Annotated in this window: 8 protein-coding genes; 4 read left to right on the top strand and 4 right to left on the bottom strand. The window is 31.4% G+C overall.

The features are described from left to right. Positions 1–179: 179 nt before the first annotated feature. On the bottom strand, positions 180–365 hold the full coding sequence (locus ACU8YW_RS18470; RefSeq protein ID WP_000461129.1) for a hypothetical protein: 186 nt from the start codon (positions 363–365) through the stop codon (positions 180–182). 483 nt (positions 366–848) lie between these two features. Between ACU8YW_RS18470 and ACU8YW_RS18465 the strand changes: the two genes are divergently transcribed. Further along, the gene (locus ACU8YW_RS18465; protein WP_426933827.1) at positions 849–3,632 is read left to right on the top strand and encodes a dynamin family protein; all 2,784 of its coding nucleotides are present in this window, start codon (positions 849–851) and stop codon (positions 3,630–3,632) included. Between the two features lie 97 nt (positions 3,633–3,729). On the opposite strand, the gene ACU8YW_RS18460 is transcribed toward ACU8YW_RS18465, so the two are convergent. The 3 genes from ACU8YW_RS18460 to ACU8YW_RS18450 form a co-directional block, all read right to left on the bottom strand. Continuing rightward, positions 3,730–5,649, bottom strand: coding sequence for an LTA synthase family protein (locus tag ACU8YW_RS18460; RefSeq protein ID WP_426933826.1), 1,920 nt, complete (start codon positions 5,647–5,649; stop codon positions 3,730–3,732). Between the two features lie 465 nt (positions 5,650–6,114). Next, complete coding sequence (locus ACU8YW_RS18455) at positions 6,115–7,452, bottom strand: NAD(P)/FAD-dependent oxidoreductase (protein WP_426933825.1); 1,338 nt, start codon at positions 7,450–7,452, stop codon at positions 6,115–6,117. A 260-nt stretch (positions 7,453–7,712) separates the two neighbouring features. Next, positions 7,713–8,516, bottom strand: coding sequence for a cell wall hydrolase (locus ACU8YW_RS18450; protein WP_426933824.1), 804 nt, complete (start codon positions 8,514–8,516; stop codon positions 7,713–7,715). Between the two features lie 290 nt (positions 8,517–8,806). Between ACU8YW_RS18450 and ACU8YW_RS18445 the strand changes: the two genes are divergently transcribed. The 3 genes from ACU8YW_RS18445 to ACU8YW_RS18435 all read left to right on the top strand — a co-directional run bounded on the left by ACU8YW_RS18445 (position 8,807) and on the right by ACU8YW_RS18435 (position 13,758). Next, positions 8,807–10,654 carry a S8 family peptidase gene (locus ACU8YW_RS18445; RefSeq protein ID WP_426933823.1) on the top strand — a complete coding sequence of 616 codons (1,848 nt, stop codon included), beginning with the start codon at positions 8,807–8,809 and terminating at the stop codon, positions 10,652–10,654. Positions 10,655–10,831: 177 nt separating this feature from the next. Beyond that, entirely contained in the window at positions 10,832–11,812 is a 981-nt protein-coding gene (locus tag ACU8YW_RS18440; protein WP_088064265.1) for a phosphatidylinositol-specific phospholipase C, read from the top strand. A 230-nt stretch (positions 11,813–12,042) separates the two neighbouring features. Then, entirely contained in the window at positions 12,043–13,758 is a 1,716-nt protein-coding gene (locus ACU8YW_RS18435) for a methyl-accepting chemotaxis protein (protein ID WP_088064264.1), read from the top strand. The last annotated feature ends 204 nt before the right edge of the window (positions 13,759–13,962 follow it).

Raw genomic sequence — 13,962 nt, 5'->3', positions numbered from 1 at the left:
GGGTATGGAAACTATCCATACCCTTTTTTGTTCTTTTATTATCTATGTATAAAAAAGCGCTGTATATCAGCACTTTTTAAAAGTACATGAGTTGTATAAGAAAAATTTATTTATTACCTATAACTATGCAAGGTCTAATATAGATTCTTATATATTTAGTGCTATAAGGGCCTATAAGGTTATTTGTTTTTATTATTATTAATTTTTTCCGTATATAACACCTGTTCTTTATAGTGTTTTTTAATTGGGAAAGTATGTGTACCAGAGCCGTTTTTGAAAGTTTTATTGATGGGGTTTTTTAGCGGGATTGTTGTAGTTTCAGTAAATTCATATGGGTAGTTTATTTTAGATTTATCTTCAAACATGAAAATGCCTCCTTTTAGGATTTCCTGAATTCTTTACTATAACATGATATGCATATAGATTTTTTTGGGACTAGTTATTTATAGAGGTTAATGGAATTAAATTACGTAACTACTGAAATATTTCAAAGGAAAACAATGTGAGAAATATATGATAATGCTTCTTTTATTTATTAGGGAAGGGAATAATGCATATATATTCGTTATAAATTGTTTTTATAATATGGGTTTATATAGACTTTTCCTGATAATATAATGCGGGAGATTATAGTGTTATTAGGTTATTAGGAACATTTAATGCTGTTTCATAACTGAAAGGAAATTGAAAAAAAACTGAAACTTTTCTCATAAAAATTCAATCTAACTTGAAAAATGAAAGGAAAATGAAATTTCCCAAAAGATATTCTTTGTTAAGATAAAAAGCATACATACAAAAAGTATTGACATATCTTAAAAATGTATTTTCAAGATATAGTGGGGGAAAAGATGAGAGTAGAAAAACAATTAATAAAAAAGATGTATTATGAAACATTCCTAATGGAGAATGAAACAAAACCACCTATTGATGTACTTGGAGAAGCTTATGTAAACGAAGAAAGAAATGAGATTTCTGATGGATCTTACATTCGTTTTGCACAAGGTGAATTTTATTATCGCCATCAAGATTTTGAAGCGGCTATTTTTAAATGGAAAAAAGTTAGTAATGAATTAGCACCATGGGCACAAAAAAATATTGCCGATGCTTATTTCGAGCTTAATCAATTACCAGTTGCTGAAAATGTTTATACGTCCATTACTACTGATAATATAATATTGATGACGGAGATTAGATTACAATTACTTTCTCTTTACATAGAGCAAAATAATTTTGACTCTGCTTTCGCTGTTATTAAAGAAGCAGTTTCTTTAAATCCAGATTATCCAAATGTCACAAAAATTGCCCGTTCCTTTTATGAGGAGCAGCAAGATTTTGATAGTGCAGTAGAGCTTGCTGTGAATGAGTTAATTCGAACAGAATCTTATCCGTGGTTTGAGGTTTTAAAAGGATATATCGATAAAAGATTTACTAAACATATTTCACCAGATTATTTTTATGAAGTATTAGTTACGTTAAATAATGTAGATCAAGTACAATTTACGCAAATGGTTTCATCACTTTGGAATAGTTATAAAAACGAACAAAATTACTTATCATGGCTTAACACAATAAATGAATTTTTCTTACATATTGAAATACATTCGTCCGATATATGGGACAAAATTTCTTCTCTTTACGAAGGAACGTACTTTGAATTAATTCAAGGTCAATATATCCTTAAACAATTGCACGATATCATTCCAAACTTGTTAACAAATTGGTTAAAGGTTGTTAATCCATCTTATGCTGTATTTCCATCTGCAGCTGTATTGGCATGGGATGAGATTTTCCCTTCCGAAATAGATTCAGCAAATATAAAACATGCTGAAAACCTGTTGTTATATTCTATTAATCATGTGGATGGCTTAGAGTATAGTTTGCATCTTTTTGAATCTATTACAGAGTGGGCACAAAAACATAATATAGAAATGGGTCACCGATTTAGATGGTTAGTTGGCGAGCTCGCAGATTTAAGTACAAATCGCATTTTAGTAACGGGAACTTCAGGAAACGGAAAAACTACATTTATTAACTCTATAATAGGAGAAAATATATTAGAAAAATCAATTTCAAATGTAGTAGTTTTAAAAAATGATGCGCATACAGAAATTAACGCCATAACAGACTTAGCAATTACAACAACTGAAGATGTCTCGGATTACCATAATATGATGTCTCAGCACCATCAAACATATAGAGATAGAGCATGTGTTGAATTTAAATTACCATGCAGATTTTTAAGTGAAAATAAACTTACATTTGTAGTTACACCTGGATTTAATAGGAATAACGATACTAGAGATGAGGTATTCGAATATTTAAATTCTGTAGACGAATTACTATTCGTATTGAATGCGGATTCACCTTTTACTGACAAAGAACGTGATATTCTATTAAGCATTCAAGAACATACACCAAATTTACAAATTCATTTCTTATTAAATAAAATCGATAACATTTACAGTGATGCAGAAGTGAAAAGAGTATTACATGATACGCAAGCGAGAATAAACACATATTTCCCGCATGCGAGAATTTTCCCTTACTCTTCGTTATATACAAGTAGTCAACAATTAAATGATTTAACTGAGTTTATTCATTTTAACTTTAATCATAAAAATGTCGATGCAGAACGTACGGAAAAGCTATTGTTTTTCATTCGAAAAACAATTACATATCTATTGGATAAACGCGTTGAGAAAGAAAACAATTTAGTGGATTCTATTCATTGGAATGAAGATATGCTAGTGAAACTAAATGGTAGCAGTAATAATCTTACTACTTTTGAGAAGGAAAAAATTCATTTCATTACACAGTCATATCGTACAATGAAAACGGAAATTACGAATGAACTTACTGAAAATATTCCGAAGATATTACAGAGTTGTTCAGATTTAATTAGTGAAGAAAGCGATTTCGGGCACATTGATACGGAACTAAATAAAGCGATGAATGAAAGAGTACATAAATATTTAGAACAAACTGTATTACCTAATTTTGCTCTTTCTATGAAAAATTGGATTGCGATTTCTAATAATGAGCTCCTTCAAAGTCAATCGTACTTAGAAGAACTTAGTGAAGGACTTAATTCTTTATTTGGAGAAAATCGAATACAGTTAGAATGTGATTTTAAAGTGCTTGATGACTGGCGCAGAGATACTGACAGAATGACGACTAGAATACAAATGGATGAAGTAAATATTTTACGTCGCTTTACGCCAGCACAATTTTTACTGAAAAGTGCCGGTAAATTATTTGGAGTTCTTCCTAAAAACAAAGGTATGCTATATAACAAATACAAACAGTATGTAGAAAATGAAGATTATACTGAGGTAACGGCTTCTATTATGAAGAAATTTTTCTTGCAATTTGAGCTATTTGAAAACACGCAAGAGCGGGATATTAACATATTCTTTAGGAATCCATTTAACTCCTTGAAACAAGCTGTAGAAAATACTCATTTAGAAATACAAGAAAAACAAGAGATGTTACATAAGATGAAATCACAACCTGAAGTTTATCATGATTCTATCATGCTCTTTGAATTGAGATTACGTCAATGTGAAGTAATTTTAAATATAGGTGATGATCATACCTATACAGATGTAACTTTAGAAACAAGCGTAGAATAAAAGTAAAATATACGAGGTTTTTATATGACATTGCATCATATGTTATACGATAGTAAAAGGGAGCAACTTATTACAGTTGCTCCCTTTCATATTTAGATTATTTTTCAGTCTCTTTAATTTTAGTTTGTACTTCGCCAGTTTTAATTTTATTACTTTCTGAGAAACGTAATAAATCGCCTTCAATAATTTTGTCAGACATTCGTAATTCATTTTGTGCACGGTTAATGAGTGCTCGTGCTTCTTTTTTTGGTAAATCTACAATTTCACCTGTTATGCGGTCATAGAAAGTGTTGTTTGTGTATGCATACTTGTTTGTAATAAAGCTACCATCACGTAAAACAACAAAACCGGTATATTCATCTGAAAACATATCATGACCAAAACGAATATCGTTCGTAGTATCAATCCCAAGTAAGTTTAGAATAGTAGGTTTTATATCGATTTGTCCCGTAGGTTTTGAAATCGTTTGACCTTCTGTTTGGCCAGGCATATGAATATATAAAGGTGTGCGTTGTAAATTTAAAGTATCAAATTCTGTTATTTGATCTTTTTCTAAAAACTGTGCCATTGCACGATTGTGTTTTTCAGAAATACCATAATGATCACCATACAACACAATAATAGAATCATCATACATTCCCTCGGCTTTTAAACGCTCAATAAATTTTTTAATTGATTCGTCTAAGTAACGTGCTGTTACGATATAACGATCAAATACACCATTACCAGAGTTGTATGGTTCAATGAATTTTGTATCTTCATCATAAGTAAATGGATAATGGTTCGTTAAAGTAAGGAAACGAGCGTAAAATGGTTGGTCAACAGTTTTTAATATATCTACTGATTGATCAAAGTATTCGATATCTTTTAATCCCCAATTTAAATTTGTTTCGGGCGTAATTTTGTAATCAAGTTCATTATAGTAACGATCATAACCGAGAGCAGAGTACATAATGTTACGATTCCAAAATGTTGCGTTATTCGCATGGAATACAGAAGTGAAATAACCTTGCTGACGTAAAATCTCTGGAGTCGCAGTATAATCATTGTTACCGTGCGTGAAAAATACAGCTCCTCGATTTAATGGATACAGCGACGTATCGATTAGAAATTCAGAATCGGACGTTTTTCCTTGCCCAGTTTGGTGGAAAAAGTTATCGAAGTAATAGCTTTCATTGATGAATTCATTCAAGAATGGTGTAACTTCTTGACCGTTAACTGATGCGCCTATTAAAAAGGTTTGCAGGGATTCAAGAGTGACAACAATTACGTTTTTTCCTTTCGCTGCACCAAACATGTTAGGGTTTGGCTCACTTTGGTTTGCCTTTACGTAGTTTTCAGTTTCTTGTAATTTACTACTATCAGCAAGTGCTTTTTGTGATCCTGCTTTTACTTGCAGTGTTAAATCATATATTTGATGAGTGTATAGTCCTAAATTTTTAACAAGCATGACTCGGTCGAATGATCTCGTTAATAGTTCAGGGCGCTCTTTTTCTGCAAGGTGTAGATTCGCAAAAAATACACCAATCGTTAAGAGAAAATATACGAAGCGTGCCGGATGAGTTACACGTCCGGTTTGGAAGACTAGTGCCTTCTTCTTTAACAAAATAAAGAAGAAAATAATGTCTACGAATGCGAGAATAATTTTGTAGTTCAATATTTCTATAATACTGCCGCCTACTTGGCCAAAGTTTGATGTTTGTCCAAGTACTGGTAACGTAACGAAATCACTATAAAAATCATAGAACATTACATTCCCAACAAGTACGATTGTTAATAAGAGATTAATACATAGAGCTATATAATTTCGCTTTTCACCGGTTGCAAATAATGCTAATCCGACAAAAGCTAATGATGCAGCGAGAGGGCTAATAAACAAAATAAGCTCTTGTGTAGAAGACTCAATTTTTAAATCAAAACTGAATCTTGTAATAAGATATGTTTTTAACCATACTACTAACGCAATTATTAAAACAAAGCTTATATTTTGCATTTGTAAATTAATTTTATTTTTCATTTTTACACCTTCTTTATACGATTTATTTAACTTGTGTTATATATTATATTTTCATAACTATTAGAGTGTAATGAACCATTTAATGGTTTCTAAAGGTAACAATATGAAGTATTCATATACGTACAATAGGGAATTTTAAAGCGCAAATCTATTTTTGGAAATAGAACAGAAATAGTCATAGTTGTAGTAAAAAATACTTATAGACATCCTAACATATTAAACACTATGATGATGTTACAAAATATCGAACAAATGAAAGTGGAAATGAATAGAGGCTTTTAAAACTGTTGACATTCAATTTGTTAGAATTGAATGTCGATAGTTTTACCATACATAGTTATGTTAAATATGTATCTCGTAAAATCCCGATTTTTGGTGGGATAATCATTAGCGGGGGAAGGACAAGGTACATAAATAAAGCGTTATGGAAGTTAAAATATTTGATTGCTATCTTCATGAAAGAAATTAAATATGAGATAAATATTTTCCAACATACAACCCACTTGCAGCAGCTTGAGATAATGAATGAGTGACGCCTGAACAATCTCCAACTAAAAATAGTCCATGCACACTTGTTTCAAAATGGTTATTGATTTTTATCGTAGGAGCATAGAATTTTCCGTCAATTCCATATAATAAAGTATCTTTATCGATCGGTTCTTGGATGAATTGTTCTAAACGTAATAAAAATTCTTTAAGCCCTTCAATATATAATGGAGGAATTTCTGTATGCAAATCGCCATAATCTCCTTGTAGTGTAGGCTGTATACGGTTATGTTTCATGCCTTTCTCTGTTGTAGGTTGTTTATTTAGTAAGTCCTCTAAGCGCTGTATAACAATTCGATCTCGTCCTTGGTTAATGCTTTTAATAATTGAACTTGCGTATACATTTGCTTCTTTGAGAGTTGAAAAATAGCGTGGGATAAATAAAGTGAAATTTAAGTTAGGTGTGCCAGTTCCTTCCTCTCGAAAATTTTGACCGTCAGGCATAACTAAACCTTCTTCGTACTTTCTAATGATGCGTCCTTTCGGATTCATACAGTACGTAGTTGCTGTGAATTGTTCATGCTCATAAGAAAGTTTTGTCTCAAATGTATCTTTTAATATAGAACGTAATTGGTGTTCATTCATCTCTACTCTAATACCTAAATCTACACGAGTTTGTTCCTGAGAAATATTTAGAGAAGTGCACATTTCTTTTAACCAATCCGCTCCGGAACGCCCAGTTGCAAACACTAGTTGCTTAGATTGAACTATTCCTTCATTTGTCTCTATTGTAAAATGATCTTTCTGTTTCATAATATGTTGTACATCTATATGAAATTGAATATTTATTTTCGTAAGTAAAAATTCATAGAGCTGCTGAAAAATGTCACTTGAAAGGGTAGTACCAAGATGTCTTACTTCTGTTGTTAGCATTTGTAAACCACACGTTTCAGCTCTCTTATTGAGATTTGGATTTTCTGTAGAGTATTTTGAAACAGAACTTCCTCCGAACTGACATAGAATTTCATCTACTTCAGCCATGAGTTGAATAAAGCTTTCTTTACCGACTTTTTGCTCAAGTTCTCCGCCAAATCCGTTTGTATAATTAAATTTCCCTTCAGATTTTCCTAAACCACCAAATCCGAAATATTTATCACATGTAGTACAAGTACACACTTTTCCTTCGTCTAAAGGACAATGGCGATCTTCTAGCGTTTTACCTTTATCAAGAATTAAAACCTTTTTGTTACTTTTAGTCAGTGAATAAGCCATAAAAATGCTACTTACTCCAGCACCGATAATTGTAACATCATACATATTTTTTCACCTGCTAACGAATAGTTTGTTTTTATTTTTCTAGTGTATAACAATTTTATGAAGTTAAGAAATAGCTTTTATTAATAAAAAGGGAGTTTTTGAACTCGATGCTTCTTTAATTTTTCGGAGTGATGAAGTAAATATAAATGTCTTTATTTAAAAGAAGAAATAGTTTTCAAAGATCACTATGTCATATGATAAATAAATTCTTACATATAAAAAAACAGACCTTTTAAGTGAGAAGGTCTGTTTTTTATATGTTATTTAGCGAAGACGTGGTTACCAATTACTGCTACTGTTTGACGTGTCGTAATCCATTTGTCTGTTGATGTTTTTGGATTGTAAAAATAAAGCCAATCAGAATGTATGCCATTTGTGGAGATAGCTTCTTCTACTGCCATCTTTGCTTCTGGGCTTGCATGCTGGTTAATTCTTCCATCTGTAACGGGAGTAAAGGCATATCCGTATTTAATAGGTTCATAAATAACGCCTGTTATTGTATTTGGAAAACCTTTTGCATTTACACGATTTAGTATAACTTTTGCTACAGCTACTTTACCTTTATAAGATTCGCCACCTGCTTCAGCGGTAACTAAGCGTGCCATTAAGTCTTTTTCTTTTTCTGAAATGCTTGAGTTAATTTTTAAATGTTGTCCTGTATAAAGCTTGTTTCCGGCTGTATTGTTAATTTGTTTTATAGATTGAACGGTAACGTTGTAACGCTTTGCTATCGTTTCTAATGAATCTCCCTGTTGTACTTGATAAATAATTTGTCTAGAAATGTTCGCAGGTTTGGGTTTGGCATTTTGACGAACGGTGATTTCATTTGAATTCATGGACCCTGGAATATTTAACTGCTCACCAATAAAGGTTTGATCGTTTCCTTTATTGTTAGCCTGTTTAATGGATTGTATTGAAACCCCATATTGTTTACTAATGCCCCAAAGTGTATCATTCTTTTTTACTGTATGAATGGTAGATGCTTCAGCTGTACTTTGATGACATACGAATGTAATTGCAGCTGCAGATATAGGGATTATATGTTTTATTTTTAATAATTTCATTGTAAATCCTCCTAGCAAAAATAAGGTGAAATTGTTAAGTAATATAGTTCAGAATGTCTATACATAATATTTTGATATAAGTATATTAGCACGTATAAAATAAATAATCATCATAAGTTTCTTATTTATGTAGTGTAGAGTCCGAATATGAAATATTGCATATGAAAATACATTGAAGTTCATATTGCTGATTACTATAATCTATTTAGTAGAAAGGGAATATGTTATATAATTAAAATCATTATAGATTAATATAATGATTACATATTATTAATAGGAGGAGTGATGTAATGAATATATTTAAAAGAATATCTGTTTCAGCTGTAATTATTTCAATATTTTTAGGAATAGGGGAAGGGGACACGGTCAATAGTGTAAAGGCTGATTCTGTAGAACAGCAGAGTAAATTAGGGATAGAACAAGAAACAGATAAGCAAATCATTGTAAAATTCAGAGCGGATTTGAAATTGCCATATGAAGATGGTATTGAAAAACAAATACAATCTCAAACGAACGATAAAGTACTAGAAGATTTTTTTGCAGAATATCCAGATGTAACATTTAATCGTTTATTCACATCTGTAAGCCCGGAACAAATACAAAACCTTGAAGTGAAAGCACCCAATAATATATCTACAAGTTTATTAAACTACTATATTCTTCAAACTCAAAATGGTGAGCAGGAAGAAGAACTAGTAGATAAGTTAAAGACATCTTCTTTAATAGAAGATGTGTATGTGAAGAAACAAGAAAAAATAACGCCACCGGAAGTACAACCATTAAGTGTATCTTTTAATCCTAATAACAATCCTAGATATAAAAAACAAGGTTACCTTGATGCGGCACCATACGGTATTAATGCGCCCTTCGCCTGGGGAGTTCAAGGCGGTAATGGAAATGGTATAACTTTTGTTGATATGGAATATGGATGGCTATTAAATCATGAGGATTTAGTACATCAAAATATTAAATTAATGTCTGGAAGAAATATAGATCAGCATGTTGGACATGGAACGTCAGTACTAGGAATTGTATCCTCTGAAGATAATGCAGTGGGGAATATTGGGATTGCGCCAAAAGCGAAAGCGAAAGTGATTTCTCAAATAAGAGATAACGGGCAGTATAATACAGCTGATGCAATATTAAGTGCTGTAAATCAGTTAGAAGCTGGGGATGTTTTATTATTAGAGGCACAAGCTTCCTTTGATGGATATGGTGATAAATATTTACCTGTTGAAATACAACCAGATATCTTTGATGCGATTCGTGCTGGTACAGATAAAGGTGTTGTCATTATAGAAGCTGGAGCAAATGGATGGAATGATTTAGATCAATTTAAAGATAGAAATGGTAAACAAGTCTTAAATCGTAATAGTAAAGATTTTAAAGATTCAGGTGCAATTATGGTAGGAGCGGGCTCTTCATCTTTCCCTCATGAGCGTATGTGGTTTTCAAATTATGGAAGTCGGATTGATGTGTACGGGTGGGGAGAAAATGTAGATACAACTACAGCCGAGCAAAGTCGAAGTGCTGTAAATCTTTATACTTCAAGCTTTAGTGGAACATCTAGTGCTTCACCCATTATCGCAGGAGCAGCGACTTTAGTACAAAGTATTGCTAAAGAAAATTTAGGACAACCGTATAGACCAAGTGAATTAAGAACGATATTAAGTAACCGTAACACTGGAACGAAATCTAAAGATCCATCTTCAGATAAAATTGGTGTTTTACCAGATTTGAAGTCTATACTAGTAGATTTAGGGTATGAACGAAGAGAACTGAACGGTGGGAATGAGTTACAAGTAACAGAAAATGAACCAAATAATGAACGTAGACAGGCAAATAAAGTTAACTTTCATACACCAATAAAAGGAACACTACATAATCGTGATAAGGTAGATGTATTTACTTTCCAAATTGACTCACCAGAAAATATTAATATTTCTCTACTAAATGAACAAAACATTGGAATGACATGGGTACTTCATCATGAATCAGATTTAAACAACTATGTAGCATATGGTGAAAATGAAGGGAATGTAGTTAAAGGAACTTATAATGCAAAGCCAGGTAAATATTATTTATATGTTTATAAGTATGAGAATAAAGATGGTTCATATATATTGAATATAAAATAAACGAAAGGAACTTCAGATGAAGTTCCTTTAAATTTTTCTAATTCAGTATATGTGAATGATTTTTTAACTTTACTTCTATGCAATATTTCATATTGATGAAATGTTATTTATTTTTTACTCACCAGATTATATTATATTCAATAAGTTTGATATAAAACAGAAAAGGGAGGAATAATAATGAGCAATAAGAAGTTTATTTTGAAATTATTCATATGTAGTATGATATTTATCACATCTGTATTTGCTTTACACGATAAGCAAGTCGTTGCAGCTAGCTCTGTTATTGAACTTGAAAATTGGTCAAAATGGATGCAACCTATACCTGATAACATCCCGTTAGCACGAATTTCAATTCCAGGAACACATGATAGTGGTACGTTTAAATTACAAAATCCAATAAAGCAAGTATGGGGAATGACGCAAGAGTATGATTTTCGTTATCAAATGGATCATGGAGCTCGCATTTTTGATATAAGAGGCCGTTTAACAGATGATAATACGATAGTTCTTCATCATGGGCCATTATATCTTTATGTAACACTGCATGAATTCATAAACGAAGCGAAACAATTTTTAAAAGATAACCCAAGTGAAACAATTATTATGTCTTTAAAAAAAGAGTATGAGGATATGAAAGGGGCAGAAGGTTCATTTAGTAATACGTTTGAAAAAAATTATTTTGTTGATCCTATCTTTTTAAAAACAGAAGGAAATATAAAACTTGGAGATGCTCGAGGGAAAATTGTACTACTAAAAAGATATAGTGGTAGTAATGAATCTGGAGGATATAATAATTTTTATTGGCCAGATAATGAGACGTTTACGACAACTGTAAATCAAAATGTAAATGTAACAGTACAAGATAAATATAAAGTGAGTTATGATGTGAAAGTAAAATCTATTAAAGATACGATCAAGGAAACGATGAACAATAGTGAGGATTTAAATCATCTATATGTTAATTTTACAAGCTTGTCTTCTGGTGGTACAGCATGGAATAGCCCATATTATTATGCCTCTTATATAAATCCCGAAATTGCGGCATATATTAAACAAGAGAATCCAAAAAGAGTTGGTTGGGTGATCCAAGATTATGTTAGTGATAAGTGGTCACCGATTCTCTATCAAGAAGTTATAAGAACTAATAAGTCACTTTAATTTTCACCATAATTTCATAGAAACAATGTAACGCTATTAAAAGTCTTGTGGAATTCCCATAAGACTTTTTAGTATTGGATATTATGAGAATCAAAGTTCTTTGAATAGGTTTATATAGTTAATATAATAATTTAATGCAGTTATAAAATCGACACAAAAAATGTCGATAAATGTCGAATATTATTGTAATATAAAACATATAAGTATAATATACAGATGAGGTGGAATTGTTGTCTTTTATTAAAAATAGTAAAATTGGAACGAAATTAAATGTGTTAGTCATTATATCGAGTTTGGCTTGTATCATGTTATCTTCTCTAGGGTTTTTAGGGCTTCAAAAAGGTGAAAATACATCTTCTAGTATGTATGACGAAAGGCTATTACCAATTGAATGGATAGGAACTGTAGAATCAAATTTTTACCATGTTAATATGAATTTTATGGAGATTATGATATCGAAAGATGAAAAAAGAATGAAAGAACTAATAACAGAAATGGATAAGACTAGGAAAGAAAATGATGAGTTATTAAAACAATTTGAAACTAGAATTAGTTCTCATAAAGAAAAGGGCTTGTATAATGCATTTCAAAGTCAATTCAAAGATTTAAGAATACAAATGAAGAAAGCACAGGATTTGGGACTGACTAATAATGAAGAAGCTTATAGCTATTATTTAAAAGAAATTGAGCCTAATATGGGAAAAACAATTCAGTCTATCCGTGAACTTATTTTATATAATAATACCGCGGCTGAACAACTACAAAAAGAGAATATCAATAGTGTGAAAAATACAATAATAACATTTGTAATTATTTCATGTGTTGGAATCATAATAATTATTTTTATTGGTTTTATAATAAAAAATACTATAAAAAAACCAATTGTATTATTACAAAAAGATATGGAACGAGTATCTGCTGGAGATTTAACAATTCGAACTTCTTATAAATCCGAGAACGAATTAGGCCATATTGTACAATCCTTTAATAGTATGTTAGATAACTTGCAACAATTAGTCGGTCAGGTGAAGGTTACAGCAAAAGAAGTGATTATTTCAACTGAAAATATGTTACAAGAGACAAAAACGGCAGCACATATATCAAACGAGGTTGTTCGAACTACTTCTGAAATAAATAAAGAAATAGAGGGACAGGTGACTAGTATTCAAGAAAGTTCAACTGCGATGGAAGAAATTGCAACTGGAGTTCAAACAGTAGCTGAATCTTCAGCGATGGTTGCTGAAGTTGCTGTTGCAACAATAGACCAAGCAAATTCTGGTAGTGAAGTTATAAAACAATCTATTCGTCAAATGAATAGTGTGAATGAAGTTGTCGAAGAAACTTCTAAGGTCATTGATAGACTTGTTACACGTACACAACAAATTGAAGAAGCGCTAGATATTATTACTAATATTGCAGAACAAACGAATTTACTGGCCTTAAATGCTGCAATTGAGGCGGCACGCGCCGGAGAAAATGGAAAAGGATTTGCAGTAGTTGCAGCTGAAGTAAGAGGTCTGGCTGAGAAATCTAAAACGTCTGTAAATGATATAAATAATTTATTACATTTTATACATCAAGATACACAGGATACAGTTCATGTAATGAAAAAAGGTCAACAACAGGCTAGTGGTGGTAAAGAAGCAGCATATAAGGCAGAACTCGCATTTTCATCTATTATGCAAGATATTAATAGAATAACGTCCCAAATTCAAGAAGTGTCTGCTGCCACAGAAGAAATGTCTGCTGGGACAGAAGAAGTGAATGCCTCTTTATCAATAGTCTCTGAAACTGCAACACAAGTCTCGCAAGAAACGAATCGAACGGTACAATCAATTCAAGCACAAGCCACATTGATTCAAGAAATAACGACGAAATCTAATGAAATGAAAAAGAAAGTCGAAAATTTAGAAATGCTAATTTCACAATTCATTATTGAAGAATAAGTTTGTTAACATTTATCAGTAGTATAAACTTTAAGATACTCAATATAGTGCTGCGTTGCACAATTTGAAAAAGGACCTTTATAGGTTCTTTTTTTGTAAATGGTGTGAATGCTATGTTTAATTATAGTGAAAAACAGAAATTTGTTATATAATAATCATTTAAATTTGTACCTACAAATTTTATATGTAATAATGAATTTGATT

The sequence above is a fragment of the Bacillus pretiosus genome, assembly GCF_052947655.1.
This window is presented reverse-complemented; position numbering and strand designations above follow the sequence as displayed.

Bases quoted from the DNA above. Each gene is read 5' to 3' on its own strand.
- ACU8YW_RS18470 (WP_000461129.1), bottom strand. From the start codon at position 365: ATGTTTGAAGATAAATCTAAAATAAACTACCCATATGAATTTACTGAA.
- ACU8YW_RS18465 (WP_426933827.1), top strand. From the start codon at position 849: ATGAGAGTAGAAAAACAATTAATAAAAAAGATGTATTATGAAACATTC.
- ACU8YW_RS18460 (WP_426933826.1), bottom strand. From the start codon at position 5,649: ATGAAAAATAAAATTAATTTACAAATGCAAAATATAAGCTTTGTTTTA.
- ACU8YW_RS18455 (WP_426933825.1), bottom strand. From the start codon at position 7,452: ATGTATGATGTTACAATTATCGGTGCTGGAGTAAGTAGCATTTTTATG.
- ACU8YW_RS18450 (WP_426933824.1), bottom strand. From the start codon at position 8,516: ATGAAATTATTAAAAATAAAACATATAATCCCTATATCTGCAGCTGCA.
- ACU8YW_RS18445 (WP_426933823.1), top strand. From the start codon at position 8,807: ATGAATATATTTAAAAGAATATCTGTTTCAGCTGTAATTATTTCAATA.
- ACU8YW_RS18440 (WP_088064265.1), top strand. From the start codon at position 10,832: ATGAGCAATAAGAAGTTTATTTTGAAATTATTCATATGTAGTATGATA.